At 73.6% G+C, this 16797-nt stretch carries 15 protein-coding genes; 9 read left to right on the top strand and 6 right to left on the bottom strand.

The window, feature by feature from the left end; all coding sequences use genetic code 11:
• The first annotated feature begins 19 nt into the window (after positions 1-19).
• Together ACIGG8_RS02965 and ACIGG8_RS02960 are read left to right on the top strand one after the other, a co-directional pair.
• Positions 20-1498 carry an MFS transporter gene (locus ACIGG8_RS02965; RefSeq protein ID WP_396545170.1) on the top strand — a complete coding sequence of 493 codons (1479 nt, stop codon included), beginning with the start codon at positions 20-22 and terminating at the stop codon, positions 1496-1498.
• 106 nt (positions 1499-1604) lie between these two features.
• Entirely contained in the window at positions 1605-1826 is a 222-nt protein-coding gene (locus ACIGG8_RS02960; RefSeq protein ID WP_396545168.1) for a KTSC domain-containing protein, read from the top strand.
• A gap of 171 nt (positions 1827-1997) precedes the next feature.
• Here the strand turns inward: ACIGG8_RS02960 and ACIGG8_RS02955 are convergent, their stop codons facing one another.
• A complete protein-coding gene (locus ACIGG8_RS02955) occupies positions 1998-2642 on the bottom strand; it encodes an HhH-GPD-type base excision DNA repair protein (RefSeq protein ID WP_350519735.1) in 645 nt (214 codons plus the stop codon).
• Positions 2643-2905: 263 nt separating this feature from the next.
• On the opposite strand from ACIGG8_RS02955, the gene ACIGG8_RS02950 reads away from it, so the two are divergent.
• The 4 genes from ACIGG8_RS02950 (at position 2906) to ACIGG8_RS02935 (ending at position 7521) form a co-directional block, all read left to right on the top strand.
• Entirely contained in the window at positions 2906-3253 is a 348-nt protein-coding gene (locus ACIGG8_RS02950) for a DoxX family protein (RefSeq protein WP_396545166.1), read from the top strand.
• Between the two features lie 318 nt (positions 3254-3571).
• Positions 3572-5977, top strand: coding sequence for a germacradienol/geosmin synthase (locus ACIGG8_RS02945; RefSeq protein WP_396545164.1), 2406 nt, complete (start codon positions 3572-3574; stop codon positions 5975-5977).
• A 145-nt stretch (positions 5978-6122) separates the two neighbouring features.
• On the top strand, positions 6123-6920 hold the full coding sequence (locus ACIGG8_RS02940; RefSeq protein WP_396545162.1) for a VOC family protein: 798 nt from the start codon (positions 6123-6125) through the stop codon (positions 6918-6920).
• Positions 6921-7008: 88 nt separating this feature from the next.
• On the top strand, positions 7009-7521 hold the full coding sequence (locus ACIGG8_RS02935; RefSeq protein WP_396545160.1) for a DinB family protein: 513 nt from the start codon (positions 7009-7011) through the stop codon (positions 7519-7521).
• Positions 7522-7625: 104 nt separating this feature from the next.
• Here the strand turns inward: ACIGG8_RS02935 and ACIGG8_RS02930 are convergent, their stop codons facing one another.
• Positions 7626-8390: a winged helix-turn-helix domain-containing protein gene (locus tag ACIGG8_RS02930; protein ID WP_350519740.1), complete on the bottom strand. Its 765-nt coding sequence runs from the start codon at positions 8388-8390 to the stop codon at positions 7626-7628.
• Positions 8391-8454: 64 nt separating this feature from the next.
• On the opposite strand from ACIGG8_RS02930, the gene ACIGG8_RS02925 reads away from it, so the two are divergent.
• Both ACIGG8_RS02925 and ACIGG8_RS02920 read left to right on the top strand, forming a co-directional pair.
• Entirely contained in the window at positions 8455-9921 is a 1467-nt protein-coding gene (locus tag ACIGG8_RS02925) for a hypothetical protein (protein ID WP_396545158.1), read from the top strand.
• A gap of 89 nt (positions 9922-10010) precedes the next feature.
• Complete coding sequence (locus tag ACIGG8_RS02920) at positions 10011-10805, top strand: isocitrate lyase/phosphoenolpyruvate mutase family protein (protein ID WP_396545156.1); 795 nt, start codon at positions 10011-10013, stop codon at positions 10803-10805.
• 58 nt (positions 10806-10863) lie between these two features.
• Here the strand turns inward: ACIGG8_RS02920 and ACIGG8_RS02915 are convergent, their stop codons facing one another.
• On the bottom strand, positions 10864-11649 hold the full coding sequence (locus tag ACIGG8_RS02915; protein WP_396545154.1) for a TetR/AcrR family transcriptional regulator: 786 nt from the start codon (positions 11647-11649) through the stop codon (positions 10864-10866).
• 289 nt (positions 11650-11938) lie between these two features.
• Here ACIGG8_RS02915 and ACIGG8_RS02910 point away from each other — a divergent pair, with 289 nt between their 5' ends.
• Complete coding sequence (locus tag ACIGG8_RS02910) at positions 11939-13477, top strand: MFS transporter (RefSeq protein WP_396545151.1); 1539 nt, start codon at positions 11939-11941, stop codon at positions 13475-13477.
• Positions 13478-13948: 471 nt separating this feature from the next.
• Here ACIGG8_RS02910 and ACIGG8_RS02905 read toward each other — a convergent pair whose 3' ends face one another.
• The 3 genes from ACIGG8_RS02905 to ACIGG8_RS02895 all read right to left on the bottom strand — a co-directional run bounded on the left by ACIGG8_RS02905 (position 13949) and on the right by ACIGG8_RS02895 (position 16739).
• Positions 13949-14263 carry a hypothetical protein gene (locus ACIGG8_RS02905; protein ID WP_396545149.1) on the bottom strand — a complete coding sequence of 105 codons (315 nt, stop codon included), beginning with the start codon at positions 14261-14263 and terminating at the stop codon, positions 13949-13951.
• 243 nt (positions 14264-14506) lie between these two features.
• Positions 14507-15712: a hypothetical protein gene (locus ACIGG8_RS02900; RefSeq protein WP_396545147.1), complete on the bottom strand. Its 1206-nt coding sequence runs from the start codon at positions 15710-15712 to the stop codon at positions 14507-14509.
• Positions 15713-15809: 97 nt separating this feature from the next.
• Entirely contained in the window at positions 15810-16739 is a 930-nt protein-coding gene (locus ACIGG8_RS02895) for an NAD-dependent epimerase/dehydratase family protein (protein WP_396545145.1), read from the bottom strand.
• Positions 16740-16797: the final 58 nt, after the last annotated feature.

Genomic DNA, 16797 nt, shown 5'->3' with positions numbered 1-16797 from the left:
TCGAGTCGAGGAGTACGGAATGAGCGCGGCGGGAGCCGATCGGCGGAGGTGGATCGCCCTGGCGATCGTGATGGTGGCCTCCTTCATGGACCTGGTGGACGTCACCATCGTCAACATCGCCATCCCCAGCATCCAGGCGGACACCGGCGCCTCCTTCAGCGCCGTGCAGTGGGTCACCGGCGGGTACGCGCTGGCCTTCGCGATCGGGCTGATCACCGGCGGGCGGCTGGGGGACATCCACGGCCGCAAGCGGCTGTTCCTGATCGGGATCGGCGGCTTCACCGTGGCGTCCGCGCTGTGCGGGCTGGCCTCCGGGCCGGAGATGCTGGTCGCGACCCGGCTGCTGCAGGGTGGGACGGCGGCCCTGATGGTGCCGCAGGTGCTGTCGATCATCCACGCGACCTTCCCGGCGGAGGAGCGCGGCAAGGTGTTCGGCATGTTCGGCGCGGTGGTGGGACTGGGCGCCGTCTCCGGTCCGATGATCGGTGCGCTGCTGACCGAGTGGGACCTGTTCGGCCTGGCCTGGCGGCCGATCTTCCTGATCAACCTGCCGGTCGGCATCGCCGGTCTGCTGCTCGGCCGCCGCTTCATCGACGAGTCGAAGGCCGACCAGGCACTGAAGCTCGACCTGGTGGGCGTGCTGCTGGCCAGCCTCGGCCTGCTGATGCTGATCTACCCGCTGACGCACGGGCGGGAGGCCGGCTGGCCGCTCTGGGGGTACCTGTCGATGGCCGGCAGCCTGCCGGTGTTCGCGCTGTTCGTGGCGTACGAGAAGGTCAAGACGCGGCGGGACGGCTCGCCGCTGGTCGAGCTGGCGCTGTTCCGGGTGAAGTCCTTCGCCGCCGGGATCTGCGTGCAGCTGGCCTTCGGCGTGGCACTCGGCATCTTCTTCCTGGTCTGGACGCTCTACATGCAGGTCGGCCTGGGCTGGAGCCCGCTCAAGGCCGGTGCGACCGGCATCCCGTTCTCGCTCGCGGTCTCCACCGCGGCCGGGCTGTCGGTGCAGAAGCTGGTGCCGCGGTTCGGGCGGAAGGTCCTGCAGGCGGGCGCGCTGGTGATGGCGGCGGGCGTGCTCACCTACATCTGGGAGGCCGACCGGTACGGCACGGCGATCTCGCCCTGGCAGATGGCACTGCCGCTGGTGGTGATGGGCCTCGGCATGGGGCTGATCGTCGCGCCGATCACCGACGCGGTGCTGGCGGAGGTGCCGCGCGAGCACGCCGGCTCGGCCTCCGGGCTGATCAACACCGTGCAGCAGGTGGGCAACGCGCTCGGGCTCGGCCTGGTCTCGGTGGCGTTCTTCGGGGCGATGGACGACGTGGTCGCGCCGGAGGCGGTCGGGACGGCGTTCGGCGGGGCCTTCGTGCACGCGCTGTGGTGGGTCGCGGGCGTGCTGGCGGTGGTGTTCCTGCTGATGTTCGCGCTGCCGCGGCGGCGCAAGGCGCTCGACGCCGGCGCCGCGGGCGCGGTGGAGGAGCGGGAGTCCGTCCTGGTCTGAGGACCGGCCGGCTGATCCGCCGCCGACCCGACGGACGGAACGCACCCGGAGCGAGGGCCTCGGTCGCACTGCGCGACCGGGGCCCTCGTCGCACACTGGGAGGGCCATGGACCGTACGGCGGTGGACTCCTCGGTGCTGCGCTCGGTCGGGTACGACCCGGCGGCGCGGCTGCTGGAGCTGGAGTTCACCGGCGGTCCGGTGTACGAGTACGCGGGCGTACCGGCCCGGGTGCACCGGGAGCTGTCGGCCGCGGAGAGCCACGGGCGGTACTTCGTCCGACGGATCCGCGGCCGGTACGCCTACCGGCGGTCGGCGACCGGCCGGTAGCTGCTGCCGTCCCGGGGCGGACGTCGGAGGGGCGGGCCGGGAGCCGGTCCCGGCGGGCTGCCCTGCGGGGGACGGTGATCGGGCGCCGGCCCGGCGGTCCGGAGGTCCGACGGCCCGGCGTGGGTTCGGCGGTCCGGTGTGGCGGCTGCGGTCGCGTCGGGGCCGCCGGTTTCAGCGCGCGCCGGTCGGCGTGGGCGCGGCCGTCGAACGGGTGGTGGTGCGCGGCTTGGCCGCCGCCTTGGCCTCCTTCGCGGCGCGCTTCACCTCCTGCTTGAACTCCCGCACCAGGACGAGGGAATCGGGGCCGGTGATGTCGGCGACCGAACGGTGCGCGCCCTCCTCGCCGTACGCGCCGGCCGCCTCGCGCCAGCCCTCGGGCCGTACGCCGTACTGCTTGCCGAGCAGGGCGAGGAAGATCTGGGACTTCTGCTTGCCGAACCCGGGCAGTGCGTTGAGGCGGCTGAGCAGCTCCTTCCCGGTGCGGACGTTCTTCCACAGCGCGGCGGCGTCGCCGTCGTACTGCGCGACGAGGAACTGGCAGAGCTGTTGGACGCGTTTGGCCATCGCGGCGGGATAGCGATGGACGGCGGGTTTCGCGGAGAGGAGCGCGACGAACTCCTCCGGGTTGTAGGTGGCGATCTCGTGGGCGTCCAGGTCGTCCCGGCCGAGGCGCTGGGCGATGGTCAGCGGGCCGGTGAACGCCCACTCCATCGGCACCTGCTGGTCCAGCAGCATGCCGACGAGCGCGGCGAGCGCACTCCGTCCGAGCAGTTCGTCGGCCTCGGGCTGCTGTGCGAGCCGAACGGTGACGTTCATGGGCTTGCCCTCCTCGGAGTTGACGTCGGGTCGGCGCCCAGTCTGGTGGACGTGCGGGGGGCGGAGGCGGTCAACACGCCCGTATCGTGGGAAGTCTTGGTGTTCCAGGCCTTGGCATGCCTGCTTTGTTCGTTGGCGGAGCGGTTGTTGGGGGTCTTCGGGGCGTGGTGCGGAATATTTTTTGCCCGCGTCTGTCACATCCGTCGGGGGCGTCGGGTCAGAGGGGTGTCGAACCGAACAGCCATCGAGTGGGGAGCACTTCAATGTCCGTCGCCTACACCGTCGTCACCGTCCTCGGCGCCCTCATGGTCGGCTTCTCGGCCTACTCGGTCTTCGCCGGCGCCGAGTACGTCGTCAAGCCGCTCGCCGACTACGGCGTCCCGCGCGCCTGGTGGACCTGGCTCGGCGTGGCCAAGGCGGCCGGCGCCCTCGGCCTCCTGGTCGGCCTCGCCGTCCCGGCCGTCGGCTACGCGGCCGCCGTCGGCGTGATCCTCTACTTCCTCGGCGCCGTCCTCACCGTCGCCCGCGCCCGCGCCTACGCCCACATCCCCTTCCCGCTCGTCTACCTCGCCCCGGCGGCCGCGTCGCTGGCCCTGGGGCTGGCGGCCTGAACGAGGGGGCGGCGCCACGGGGGCGGGTCGATCGCGGTCCGTCCCCGTGGAGTTGGGGCGGGTGGTGCGGATGGGGAGCAGGGGGCGCGGGTGGGTGGGGGTGCGCTCGGCCGGGCGGGTGGTTCCGGTGGGATCGGGCGGAGTCGTCGGGTGGGGCCGTACGTACGATCCAGGGCCGGGCCGTTGCTCGGGTGGCGGGTCGCGCTGGGGTTCGAGTGGCTTGGTCATCTCATATGACTGTTCTTGTTGTGCCGGTGCGGCGTCCCGGTCGCGGGTCATTCTTGGTCCAATCGACGCGTCCAGAAAGGCTCGCCCGCCGTGACCCAGCCGTTCGAACTGCCGTCCTTCTACGTGCCGCACCCGGCACGCCTCAACCCCCACCTGGACGACGCACGGGCCCATTCCACCGGCTGGGCCCGGGAGATGGGCATGTTGGAGGGTTCCGGCATCTGGGAACAGGCCGACCTGGAGGCCCACGACTACGGGTTGCTCTGCGCCTACACCCACCCCGACGCCTCCGCCGAGGCGCTGTCGCTGGTCACCGACTGGTACGTCTGGGTCTTCTTCTTCGATGACCACTTCCTCGACATGTACAAGCGCACCAACGACCGCGAGGCGGGCAAGGCGCACCTGGACCGGCTGCCGCTGTTCATGCCGGCCGACCCGGCCGCGGAGATGCCGGAGCCGCAGAACCCGGTCGAGGCGGGCCTGGCGGACCTCTGGCGGCGCACCGTGCCGGCGATGGGCGAGGACTGGCGGATCCGGTTCGCCCGGAGCACCCGCAACCTGCTCGACGAGTCGCTCTGGGAACTCGCCAACATCGACGCGGGCCGGGTGGCCAACCCCGTCGAGTACATCGAGATGCGCCGCAAGGTCGGCGGTGCGCCGTGGTCCGCGCAGCTGGTCGAGTACGCCGCCGGTGCCGAGGTGCCGAAGGAGGTGTCGGGCTCGCGTGCGCTGCGGGTGCTGATGGACGCCTTCTCCGACGGCGTGCACCTGCGCAACGACATCTTCTCGTACCAGCGGGAGGTGGAGGACGAGGGCGAGCTGAGCAACGGCATCCTGGTGCTGGAGCGGTTCCTGGAGTGCACCACCCAGGAGGCCGCCGAGGCGGTCAACGACCTCCTCACCTCGCGGCTCCAGCAGTTCGAGAACACCGTGTTCACCGAACTTCCGGTGCTGTTCGCGGAGACCGGGCTCGACCCGGAGGGCGTCGCCAAGGTCATGGCGTACGTCAAGGGCCTGCAGGACTGGCAGGCCGGCGGGCACGAGTGGCACATGCGCTCCAGCCGGTACATGAACGGCGGTGGGGCGTCGGCGGGTTCGGCCGGTGGGGTGGCGCCGGGGTCGGGCGGAGCGCTGCCGGGGCTGCCCGGTTCGGGGAACTGGTGGGACCAGTACGCGATCGGCGGGATCGGCACCTCGGCGCTGGACATCCTGCGGAGCGGTGCGGCGGCGGGTGCGGTGAAGGGCGGGGCCCGCCCGGCCGAGCGGCGGGCGCGTTCGCACGGGTACGTGCCGTTCCAGGCCGTCGGCCCCTCCGTGCTGCCGGAGTTCAGGCTGCCGTACGCCCTCTCGCTGAGCCCGCACCTGGACGGTGCCCGGGAGCGCGTGGTCGAGTGGGCCGAGCGGATCGGCCTGCTGGCGGCGGACCCGGCGATCCCCGGATCCGGAATCTGGGACGCCGCGTCGATGCGCGACCACGACCTCGCGCTCTGCTCGGCCGGCATCGATCCGGGGGCCACTGCCGAACAACTCGACCTCAGCGCGGCCTGGTTGGCCTGGGGAACCTGGGCGGACGACTACTACCCGGCGGTCTTCGGGCCCACTCGCGACCTGGCCGGCGCCAAGCGCGCCAACGCGCGGCTGGCGCTGCTCATGCCGGTGGACGGCACCCCGGCGCCCGAGCCCGCCAACGCCCTGGAGCGCGGCCTCGCCGACCTCTGGGAGCGCACCGCCGGACCGATGACCGTCGAGGCGAGGACCCGGTTCCGTGCGGCCGTCGAGTCCATGACGGCGAGCTGGGTCTGGGAGCTCGCCAACCGCATCCAGAACCGGATCCCGGACCCGGTGGACTACCTGGAGATGCGGCGCGCCACCTTCGGCTCCGACCTCACCACCAGCCTCAGCCGCCTCGGCCACGGGAAGGCGATCCCGTCCGACGTCCACCGGCACGGCTCGATGCGCGCGCTGGAGAACTCGGCCATGGACTACGGGGCCATGGTGAACGACCTCTTCTCGTACCGGAAGGAGATCGAGTACGAGGGCGAGCTGCACAACCTCGTCCTGGTGGTGCAGAACTTCTTCGACTGCGACTACCCGTCGGCGGTCCGGATCGTCGACGACCTGATGCACTCGCGGCTGGGGCAGTTCGAGCACGTCGCGCAGAATGAACTCCCGGTCATGTACGAGGACTTCGGGCTGGACGACGAGGCGCGGAAGCTGCTCGACGGGTACGTGAAGGAGCTGGAGGACTGGCTCGCGGGCGTCCTGAACTGGCACCGGGAGTGCCGTCGTTACGGCGAGGAGGACCTGCGGCGGCACTTCGGCGCCGACCGGGACCTGGTGGCGGCGACGGAGGCCCGGCGGGCGGCGGCGGGGGCTGCGGAGACGGCCGTGGCGGCGGGCTCGGCCGGGGCGGCCGGCGTGGTGCCGCTCGGACCGACCGGCCTGGGCACGGCGTCGCTGCGGCTGTCGCCGACCGGGGCGGCGCCGGGGCACTGAGCGGGTCGTAGCGGCAGGCGGGCATCCGGCTGCACCCGGGCGGGGCCATCCCGCGCGGGTGCGCCGCGTCGTGGCTAGGCTGGCGAGTCGGGGGCCGGCGTGCGTCTTCCGGCGTGCGCTCTTCGCCGCACACGGAGGCAGAGATATGGCTGCGCTACCTGAGGGCACACCCTGTTGGGCCGACGCGATGTTCACCGACCTGGAGGGCGCGAAGGCCTTCTACGGCGACGTGCTGGGCTGGACCTTCGGCGAGAGCTCGTCGGAGTTCGGCAACTACACGCAGGCGTACTCGGACGGCAAGGCGGTCGCCGCGGTCGTCCCGCCGATGCCCGGCCAGGAGGCCCAGTCCGCCTGGTGCCTGTACCTCGCCTCGCCGGACGCCGGAGCCACCGCCGCGCGGATCCGCGCCAACGGCGGTGAGGTCGTCATGGGCCCGATGCAGATCGGCGACTTCGGCACCATGGTGATCGCCAAGGACCCGGGCGGCGTCGTGTTCGGCGTGTGGCAGGCCGGGCGCCACGAGGGTTTCGAGAAGCAGGGCGAGCCCGGGGCGTACAGCTGGGCCGAACTGGTGACCCGCGAGCCCGCGAAGGCGGACGCCTTCTTCCCGGCGGTCTTCCCGTACGGCGTGAAGAAGATGGACTCCGAGGAGTTCGACTACCGGATGTTCCAGGTCGGCGGCCGGCCGGTGCTCGGCCGGATGGGCGCGGAGGGCGACTTCCTGCCGCCCGAGGCGCCCTCGTACGTCAGCGTCTACTTCGCCGTGGACGACACCGACGCCGCGATCGAGCGGCTGACGGCGCGCGGCGGCAAGGTGTACTTCGGGCCGATGGACAGCCCGTTCGGCCGGTTCGCGGCGGTCGGCGACCCGCAGGGCGCGGCGTTCGGGCTGATCGACCTCGGGCGGACGAGCGGCGAGCAGCCGAACACGGTGGACGTCTGATGGCGGCGGGCCGGCCGGGGGAGCGCTCGCCGGCGGAGCGCCCACGGGGGACGCGTCGGCCGGTGAAGCGCTCGCCGGGGTGCGTGGGATGAGCGAGCGCGAGGACTTCGTCGAGACGCTCGACAAGCACCGCGAGCTGCTGCGCCGCACCGTCCGCGACCTCACCGACGCGCAGGCGGCCGAGCGCACCACGGCCAGCGAACTCTGCCTGGGCGGTCTGATCAAGCACGTGGCGGCGGTCGAGGCGCGCTGGGCGCGTTTCATGACCGGCGGCGCGGAGGCGATGCGGGCCGGAGGCGAGGACCCGGGCCGGGCCGGCGGTGCCGAGGCGTGGGCGGACCAGTTCCGGATGGCGGAGGGCGAGACGCTGGCCGGACTGCTCGCCGAGTACGAACGGGTGGCGCGCGGGACGGACGAGCTGGTCCGCACCGCGCCCGACCTCGACCTCGCCCACCCGCTGCCGCCGGCTCCGTGGTTCGAGCCGGGAGCGACCTGGTCGCTCCGGCGGGTGCTGCTGCACATGGTCGCCGAGACCGCGCAGCACGCCGGGCACGCCGACATCATCCGGGAGTCGCTGGATGGGGCGAAGTCGATGGGGTGAGGGCCTGAGGGCGCTGAGGGTGCCGCCGTGCTGCCGCAGGAGGGGGCGATCGAGAAGCGCCTCACGGCGGGGTGGGTTCACAGCGGCCGGAGTAATGCGTCGGCTCAGGGGACGTCGACGCCGAGCAGTTCACGCAGCGCCCGGCCGCCGTCCGGAGTGACCCGCAGGGCCCGGCCGGAGCCGATCCGCTCGACCCAGGCGCGGTCCAGGGCGGTCCGGCAGAGGGCCGCGCCCAGCGCCCCGCCGAGGTGGCTGCGGCGCTCCGTCCAGTCGAGGCAGCTGCGCACCACCGGGCGGCCGCCCCGACGGCCCGCGCGCGCCGGCAGCTCGATCGCCTGCGCGGCCAGCCAGTCCCGGCCGCGCTCGGTGACGGCGAGCCCGGCCTCGTCGGCGACCAGGCCGCGCGCCAGCAACGCGTCGGCGACGGCCACACCGAGCCGGCCGGCCAGGTGGTCGTAGCAGGTCCGGGCGCGGGCCTCGGCGCTCAGCCGGGTGGCCTCGCCCAGGCTGCGGGGTGCCGAGGTGTCGCGGCCGCCGGATTCGGCGAAGGAGGTCAGGTCCTCCAACAGCGTCGCCACGGCGGGCGTGGCCAGCCGGACGTAGCGGTGCCGGCCCTGCCGTTCCTCGGCCAGCAGCCCGCCGGCGATCAGCCGCGACAGGTGCTCGCTGGTCGTGGACGGCGCGACGCGCGCGTGTCGGGCCAGCTCGCCGGCCGTCCAGGCGCGGCCGTCGAGCAGGGCGGAGCAGAAGGCGGCGCGAGTGGGGTCGGCGAGCAGGGCGGCGAGGGCGGCGAGCGCCGCGCCGCCGTGGTCGGAGCGCCGGGTCGCGCGGCTGGTCGGCGGAGGGGCGGGGTGCGGTTGCGCGGGCATGCCTCCATGGTCGCTCCGGCACAGTTCGGCGGGGGCCGAAACGAGCCGGGGTCACGATGACGGCATGAGCGAACCGACGGTGATCTCCGGCTCCGTAACCACGACCTTTTCCCGCCACGACGACGTCACGGCGGCCCTGGCCGACCCGGCGCTGGTCCCGCTGCCCGCGGCGCCCGTCGCCCCGGGCGGGCCCGCCGGGGTGGCCCGGCTGCGGGCCGCCGTCGCCCGGTTCAGCTCGGGCGAACCGCACGCCCGGCGTCGGGCGCTGGTGCTCGCCGACCTGGAGCGGCTGGACCCGGCCGCGCTGCGGGTGGCGGCGGCGGGTGGCTTCGAACCGGACGTACGGCTGCGGGTGGTCCGGGTGCTGGCGGCGGCCTTGGGCCTGGCCGATCCGGAGGCCGTGGCGCGGGACGTCGTGACGGTCGCCCGGTCGTACTTCGCCGACGCGCCGGACGATCCGGAGGCGGACGCGGCGGTGGGCCGGCTGCTGCCCGCGATGTCGGGCGCGGCGGTGGGCCGGCTGCTGCCCGCGATGTCGGGCGCGGTGTGCGGTCCGGAGGGCGCGTACGGCGGGGCGGGCGCGTGCGGAGGGGAGGCCGTGTGCGGCGCGGACGAGGAGACGGCCGCCAACCGGATCGGGCTGCTCGTCCAGGCCTGCGACGCGACCGCCGCGCTGGTCGAGCGCATCCGCCGGAACGGGGGCGGACCGGTCGGCGGGCTGCGCGAGGACCCACGGCTGCGCGAGGACCCACGGCTGCGCGAGGACCCGCCGGTGCGGGTGATGCGCCGCCTCGCCGCCCGGGCGACCGAGGTCGGCGGGGCCGCCGTACCGGCCGGGACGCACGTGGTGCTGGACGTCGCGGCCGCGCAGGCGCAGGCGCCGGAGGGCGTGCTGCTCACCTTCGGCGCCCCGCCCCGGATCTGCCCGGGCCGGGCGCACGCACTGGCCATCGCGGAGGGCATCGTGTTCGGGGCCTCCGATCCTGCCGACCCGGAGCTGGTGGGCGCCGACTCCGCGAGCCCCGAAGCGGCGGCCGGGCAGGGCCTCGGCAAGGCCGAACTCGCCGCGCTGGTGCCGGAGATGGTCGACCGGGTGCTCGCCCTGGCCGCCACCTGGACGGCCTGGGACGGGCAGCCGATCGTGAACGAGGACGGCCGGACCTACGCGCCGCACAAGGCGGTTCGCCGCGTCACCGACCATCTCGTCGACCACCTGGCCGAGTTGGAGGCCCGGCTGGCCGGCGAGCCGACCGAGCCCGACCACTGGCACGCCTCCGGCGTCACCACCCCGGCCGACCTCGCTCCGTTCACCGCCGCCGACCTGGACGAGGCCCGCAGCCGGCTCACCCGGCTGGCCGGGATCTGGTCCCGCCGGGTGGCCGCGCTGCCGGACGCCGCCCTGGACGACTCGCCGGGCACGGGCTGGAGCTTCCGGCGGATCGTCTGCCACGTCGCGGGGTCCGGGTACTACGCGGACTCGGTGGGGGACCTCGGCCGGTCGGCGGCGGCGGAGGCGGTGGGGCGGGTATGACCCCGGGTCGGCCGTACCACCCCGGGCCGCCGCAGCACCCCGGCACGGATGAGCACGTACGCACAGCACCCCGGAGAACCGGAGGACACATGAACCACGGAGACCACGCCATGACCCCCTTCGCCGCCCTGCACCACCGCCCCGGCCGCCCCCTGCTGCTCCCGAACGCCTGGGACCACGCCTCCGCCGCCGCCCTCGCCGCCGCGGGCCACGTCGCGATCGGCACCACCAGCCTGGGTGTGGCGGCCGCCGCCGGGCTGCCCGACGGCGCGGCGGCGACCCGCGCGGAGACCGTACGGCTGGCGCGGCGGCTCGGGCGCGACGGTTTCCTGCTCAGCGTCGACGCGGAGTCCGGCTTCAGCGACGACCCGGGCGAGGTCGCCGTGCTGGCCGTCGAGTTGGCGAAGGCGGGGGCGGTCGGCATCAACCTTGAGGACGGTCGGGCGGACGGCACGCTGGCGCCGGTCGCCGTCCACGCGGCGAAGGTCGCGGCGGTGAAGGCGGCGGTGCCGGAGCTGTTCGTGAACGCCCGTACCGACACCTACTGGTGTGCGCAGGACGACCCCGAGCCGGAGACCCTCCGGCGCCTGGAGGCGTACCGGCGGGCGGGCGCGGACGGCGTGTTCGTCCCCGGGCTGGCCGAACCGGCGGCGATCGCCCGGGTGGTCGGTGCCGTCGCCGCCCCGCTCAACATCCTCTGGACGCCGAACGGGCCGGGCCTGGCCGAGCTGGCCGAGCTCGGGGTGGCCCGGGTCAGTCTCGGCTCGCTGCTCTACCGCTCCGCGCTGGCGGCGGCGGTGGCCACGGCGGCTGCCGTGGCCGCGGGCGAGCCGGTCGGGCCGGTGCCGGGCTGCGCGGAGGTGCAGGCCCTCAACGAGCTCTGATCCCTGGGGAGTCGGCGATCGGCGCCCCGGTGCCGCGCGGTCGGAGCCCGGCTGCCCCTCAGGCCCGACCGGTGCGGTCGGCGGACCGGGCCGCCCAGGAGGCCTCGATCCCGTCCAGGATCAGCCGGACCCCGCTGAGGAAGGCGGTGTCCCGGCCGGCCGCGATCTCCTGGTCGACCTGCGTGGTGTACAGCCGGTGCAGCCGCGGGTGCTCCTTGGTGGCCTCGATGACGGCGGGCAGGAGCTGCTCCATCCACTCCTGCTCCTCCCGGCCGCGCTTGGCGAGCGCGCTCAGCCAGGCGGCCTCCACGGTGGCCGCGCCGATGGTGTAGCCGATGACGACACCCATCGCCTCGTTGGCGTCGGCGAGGTCGAGACCGGACGTCTCCAGCAGCGTCAGGAAGGCCTCGGACAGGCGCATCCAGCTGGGGCCGAAGTAGACCATCCCGACGTCGCCGATCACCGAGACCATCCAGGGGTGGCGCAGGATGACCGCGCGCACGCCCTCGGCGCACCCCTCGACGGCCGTGCGCCAGACCTTCGGGTCGTCCCCGGGGGTGGCGGTGGTCTCCGGCAGCGGGAGCTCGGCGAAGACCTGGTCGACGGCGAGCGCGAGCAGCTCCTCCTTGTTGGCGACGTGGGTGTACAGCGAGGTCGCGCCGGCGTTGAGGCGGGCGCCGAGCTTGCGCATGCTCAGTGCCTCGATGCCGTCGCTGTCCAGGAGGGCGAGGGCCTCGGTCACGATCTGCTCGCGGCTGAGGGCCGGCTGCTCCCGGCGGGGTCGCTGGGGTCGGGTCCACAGCGTCGGGATGCCCGACGTTCCGTCCTCCGGCTTGGCCGCCATCGGGCCCTCCTCGTCACTCGTCATCGCTCGCCGTCGCCCGTCCTGGCTCCGTGGGGTTCAGCATAAGTGGCGCCGCACGGTGTTCGGCGTTGCGTACGGTGTTCGGTCTCCGTACAGTGTTCGGGGCGGCGCACACCGTACCCGTGGGGACGGAGGGCGGTGTTCCCGCACGACTTCCGCCCGCACGACCGCCGCGCGCACCGACTTCCGCGTACCGACTCCGCGCGGCCGTGCCCGGGAAGTCCGAGCTGTTCGATCGAGAAGTCCGAGAGTTTCAAGGGGGAACGCGGTGGAACGGAATCCGCGGCGCTGGTTCATCCTGGTCGTGCTCTGCCTCAGCAGCCTGGTGCTGGTGATCGACAACATGGTGCTCACGGTGTCCGTCCCGCCCATCGCGGAGGACCTCGGGGCCGGCGCGCAGGACATCCAGTGGATCATCGACTCGTACATCCTGGTCTTCGCCGGCCTGCTGCTCACCTCGGGCAGCCTCTCCGACCGCTTCGGGCGGCGGAAGGTGATGATCGTCGGACTGGCACTGTTCGGCGCCGCCTCCCTGGTCGCGGCCGTCGCCGACAGCCCCGGCCAGCTGATCGCCGGCCGCGTCCTGATGGGCGTCGGCGGCGCGCTCGTCATGCCGAGCACGCTCTCCATCCTGATCACCGTCTTCGACGACGACGAGCGGCCGAAGGCGATCGCGGCCTGGACCGCGGTGGCCATGGTCGGCCTGGTCGGCGGGCCGGTGCTCGGCGGCGCGCTGATCGCGCACTTCTGGTGGGGCGCGGTCTTCCTGCTCAACGTGCCGGTCGCGGCCGTCGCGATCCTCGCGGCGGTGCTGCTGATGCCGGAGTCCAAGGGGCCGTGGCGCCGGCCCGACCTGCCGGGCATGGTGCTGTCCATGGTCGGTATGACGGCGCTGGTCTGGTCGATCATCGTGCTGCCCCGCGACGGCCTCAGCAGTCCGGGCACACTCGGCGCGCTCGTCGTCGCCGTGGCCGCGCTGGCCGGGTTCGCCGTCCGACAGGTCCGCACCGACGCGCCGATGGTCCCGCTCAAGCTGTTCCGCAACCGGGTGTTCACCGGCGCCAGCCTCTCGCTCGTCCTGCTGACCTTCGCCACCGGCGGACTGATGCTGGTGCTCACCCAGTACCTGCAGTTCGTGCTGGAGTTCTCGCCCACCGACACCGGTCTGGCCTTCATCCCGCTGGCCGTCGCCTCGCTGGTGTTCAACGGGATCGGCGCCGCGCTCGGCAAGAAGGTCCCCGCGCGGGTGCTGACGGCGGTCGGCATGCTGGTCATCGCGGGCGGGTTCGGCCTGCTGGCCACCCTGTCCGTCGGCGACAGCTTCACCAAGGTCGCCCTGGCGATGCTGGTGCTGGGCGTCGGCTCCGGCCTCGGCATGCCGGCCGCCGCCAACGCGCTGATGAGCGCGATCCCCGGTGAGCACGCGGGCGTCGGCTCCGCGCTCAACGACACCATCCAGCAGTCCGGCGCCGCGCTCGGCGTCGCCGTCCTCGGAACCGTGCTCTCCAGCACCTACACCGGCGCGATGCCCGACGCCGCCCCCGCCGCCGCGCGCCACGACATCACCGGGGCGCTGGCCGTCGCGGGCTCCACGGGGGACACCGGGCTGGCGGCGGTCGCCCGCGAGGCGTTCAACACCGCAACCTCCACCACCTTCACGGCGGGCGGCATCGCGGTGGTGGCGGCCGCGGCGCTCACCCTGGTGCTGATGCGCGGGGGCAGCGGGGCGGCCGATTCCACCGGGGCCGCTGCTTCCGCCGGGGCGGCTGCGGAGCCGGCGGCTGAGGCGGCCGAAGCGGTCGGCTGAGCCTTCGGCGCCCTGCGTGGGTGCCTGGGCGCCCTGTCCGCCCTGACGGCCTCGACGGCCCAGGCTGCCTCGTGCGGCCGGGGCCGTCGGCGTGCGGTCCGTCGGCCGGCCGGCCGTCCGGCCGTCCGGGCGGCCGTTCGGGGCGCCCCCCGGCGCGGAGGCGTAGCCTTCGCCCCCATGGCCCCCGAGTACGCGGAGCGCGCGTCCCGGCTGCCCGGCGCGGTCGTGTGGACGAAGCAGGCCCTCGTCAGGGGTACGGGTGCCGGCGCGGACACCACGGCCTTCCGCCCCGGCCCTGGGCTGCGCGGCCCGTCGGCGGGCGTGCGCTTCCGCCCCGGCGCAGCACCCGCGCTGCTCGGCGTCCCCGCGCACGAGCAGGCCGGGTGGAACGAGCGGATGGTGGACGGCCGGAGGTGCAAAGGGCGCCGGGCCCGATCGGTGCTCGATCGGGCCCGGCGCTCACGTGTTGGGTCAGGCGGCCGCGTTGACCTGCTTGACCAGGTCGACTGCGGCCGCGAGGCTGAGGCCGGGAACCGCGCGGCGCAGTTCGCGGATCGCGACGACCTCCTTGGTGCGCGGGTCGACGCCGGCCTGCTCCAGCAGGCCGGTGACCCACTTCGCCTTCAGCTGCTGCTCGTTGCCGCCCAGGCCGTCGAGGATCGACAGGGCGCGCTCCAGGCCGGGACGCTCCTCGGCGGTGGCGGCGGTCATGGCCTCACGCAGCGCGGTGCGGGCGTCGTCCAGCTCGCGCAGGACGACCACGTGGGTCTCACGGGAAGAAAACATGATCAACTCCTTGTGTCGGGCAACCTATCAGACTGGCCTTCAGGCGCCCGGAGGCGGCGCACTCCTCGTCCGTGACTCGGCTAACTGCCCTCCCTGAAAGCACAGTTGGCCGCCCAGGCCCATGTGCGGGACGAGGCCCCGGCCGTGTGGAGCCGGAGCCTCGTCGTCATGGTGGCCGTTGCCGTTGCCGTTGCCGTTGCCGTTGCCCCGCCCCGGGCGCGGGCGCTGGTCCGGGTCCGGTGCTCAGCCGCCGCCGTAGGTGGCCTGGGTGACCGCGAAGACGTTGCGTCCGCCCGCGGGCTCCTGCAGCGACCAGAGCAGGTCGGGGTTGGTGGTGTCCTCCCAGTAGGAGAGGCTCTCGCCGCCGCTGACCCAGGCGAAGGTCGCCGGGCCCGCGGTCGGGGTCCAGTAGTAGAGCTTCTTCTGCCCCGAGGAGTTGAACCACCACCGGCCGTTGTGGGACGCCACGCCGTTGAGGTTGTACCAGGGCAGTTGGAGGGCCTGACCGGCGGTCGTCGTCGCCGCGAACGTCGTCGCCCCGGCCGCGAACGGGAAGCGCACCGCCCTCGGCGGGCGGTTGGGGTAGTCGGTGCAGTCCGCCTGGCAGGTGTACTCCGTCATCACGATCGACTTGCTCACCCGGTCGAGGGAGACCGACGACCACACCAGGTCCTTGCCGGGGGGCGTGTGCGAGGTGATCGTGCCGACCTGGGGCAGCGCGTAGGCGTAGTTGTGGGCGTAGTAGACCGTGCCGGACTGGCGGCCGATCTGGTCGGCGGTGCCGCCGGAGTCGGTGTTGAGGATCTTCCGCATGTCGAAGACGCGCATGCCGCGCCCGGTGTCGGCGACGTAGAGGTAGTCGCCGTACCACGAGACGCCGCCGGCGTGGATCGGGATGTCCTTGAAGTCCGGCGCCGCGGCGGTGCCGGTCGGCTCCACCAGGAGGATCTTCCGGTAGGTGTTGGGGTAGGTGGCGTCCCAGTCGGCCAGGGTGATCCGGCTGCGCTGCTGGGCGCCGTTGCAGCCGTCCTTGGTGTACCAGCTCACCAGGACGAGCTGGTGGCCGTCGTAGTTGCCGCTGTTCGCGGTCCCCACGGCGTCCCGGCTCGTCGTGATGCCCTGCGGGAAGCTCTGGCAGTCGGAGTCGTCGCCGTCGTCGAACCGGAAGCCGGTGGACAGGCCGGCGACGGAGAAGGACGAGGGGAGTGCCTGCCGCTGGTGGTTCGCGTTCTCCATCACCGTGTGCACGGCGGAGGTCCCCAGCGTCGTGACGAGCGCCGAGTTCAGCGCGTCGTAACGGTGGTAGTCCGCGGTGAGGGTGTAGTCGGACGCGGGCAGGGCCGTCGGCGCCGCAGCGGCCGACGCCGGCGACGCGCCCGCGAGGGTCCCGCTGACGAGCAGGCCGGCCGCGAGTAACGCCCGCGCGGCGGTCCTGACGTGACGCAACATCAAAGTGTGCCTCTCCAGGTGAACGGATCAAGGGATCATTCACGCTAGGCACGCATTGAGCATGTCCGCAACACCCGGTGAACGGTGGGCTCCGGCCTCAGCGGGCGGTGCGTCGGTGCTCGGCGGCCATCTCGTCCAGGACAGCGTGGATCGGTGTGGGAGTCAGGTTCAGGACCGCCGACGTGTTCGCCGCGTCGACGAGGTTGGGGCGGTCGTACAGGTACAGCATCTCCGGGAACTCGGCCATGACGGAATCCGTCCGGCCGATCTCCTCCAGCTCGGCCCCGGTCATGCGGGTCAGATCGGGAGCGGGCGCACCAGCCGCCAGTGCCAGGGACGCGGCCAGCTCACGGACCGGGGCCTGGGAGGTGGACGGCGTGTGCCAGGCCCGGCCCCACGACTCCTCGCTCCGGGCCGCCGCGATCAGCGTGCGCGCGGCGTCACCGGTGTAGGTCCAGCTGTGCGGGACGTCGAGATCCCCCGGGTAGGCGACGGGGGCGCCGCTCAGCACCTGCGCCCCCACCATGAGGGTGAACGGCGAGTAGGCACCCGCACCGAGGTAGTCGCTCGCCCGGACCTCGGTCACCCGCACCCGGCCGGCCTCGTACGCGGCGAGTGCGTCGTGCCACATGTGCGCCCTGACGCGGCCCTTGACGCTGCTGGGCTCCATCGGCAGCTCTTCCGTGACGGGTCCGTCGACCGGCCCGTAGCCGTAGGTGTTGCCGAGCATCACGTAGTCCGACCCGGTGCGTTCCGCAGCCGCCAGCAACGAGGCGGCCAGCGGCGGGAATTCGGACGGCCAGCGGTCGTAGGCTGGCATGGCGCAGTTGAACAGGACCGCCGCCCCGCAGGTCAGCTCGGCCAGCCGGCCGGTGTCGGTGGCATCCGCGGCCACTCGTTCGATCCGCTCGTGCAGCGGCCCGCCGCCCCGGCGGGTGACGAGCCGGACCCGCTCACCGGCGTCCGCCAACAGCTGCGCCGCGGCCGCTCCGGTGGCTCCGGCTCCCACGATGACGTTCAAGGACACGCTGGCACTCCCTGGTCGATGGTCCAAGAGAAGGGGCGGACCGCCCCGGCTGCTCCAC

The sequence above is a fragment of the Kitasatospora sp. NPDC085464 genome, from assembly GCF_044541955.1.
Classification (GTDB): Bacteria; Actinomycetota; Actinomycetes; order Streptomycetales; family Streptomycetaceae; genus Kitasatospora.
Note: the sequence above shows the minus strand (reverse complement) of the source record. Positions and strands in the feature narration are given on the sequence as shown.

Excerpts from the sequence above, each read along its gene's own strand:
- ACIGG8_RS02905 (WP_396545149.1), bottom strand. The coding sequence starts at position 14,263 with ATGTTTTCTTCCCGTGAGACCCACGTGGTCGTCCTGCGCGAGCTGGAC.
- ACIGG8_RS02915 (WP_396545154.1), bottom strand. The coding sequence starts at position 11,649 with ATGGCGGCCAAGCCGGAGGACGGAACGTCGGGCATCCCGACGCTGTGG.
- ACIGG8_RS02925 (WP_396545158.1), top strand. The coding sequence starts at position 8,455 with ATGAGCGAACCGACGGTGATCTCCGGCTCCGTAACCACGACCTTTTCC.
- ACIGG8_RS02920 (WP_396545156.1), top strand. The coding sequence starts at position 10,011 with ATGAACCACGGAGACCACGCCATGACCCCCTTCGCCGCCCTGCACCAC.
- ACIGG8_RS02930 (WP_350519740.1), bottom strand. The coding sequence starts at position 8,390 with ATGCCCGCGCAACCGCACCCCGCCCCTCCGCCGACCAGCCGCGCGACC.
- ACIGG8_RS02950 (WP_396545166.1), top strand. The coding sequence starts at position 2,906 with ATGTCCGTCGCCTACACCGTCGTCACCGTCCTCGGCGCCCTCATGGTC.
- ACIGG8_RS02940 (WP_396545162.1), top strand. The coding sequence starts at position 6,123 with ATGGCTGCGCTACCTGAGGGCACACCCTGTTGGGCCGACGCGATGTTC.
- ACIGG8_RS02900 (WP_396545147.1), bottom strand. The coding sequence starts at position 15,712 with ATGTTGCGTCACGTCAGGACCGCCGCGCGGGCGTTACTCGCGGCCGGC.
- ACIGG8_RS02965 (WP_396545170.1), top strand. The coding sequence starts at position 20 with ATGAGCGCGGCGGGAGCCGATCGGCGGAGGTGGATCGCCCTGGCGATC.
- ACIGG8_RS02935 (WP_396545160.1), top strand. The coding sequence starts at position 7,009 with ATGAGCGAGCGCGAGGACTTCGTCGAGACGCTCGACAAGCACCGCGAG.
- ACIGG8_RS02960 (WP_396545168.1), top strand. The coding sequence starts at position 1,605 with ATGGACCGTACGGCGGTGGACTCCTCGGTGCTGCGCTCGGTCGGGTAC.
- ACIGG8_RS02955 (WP_350519735.1), bottom strand. The coding sequence starts at position 2,642 with ATGAACGTCACCGTTCGGCTCGCACAGCAGCCCGAGGCCGACGAACTG.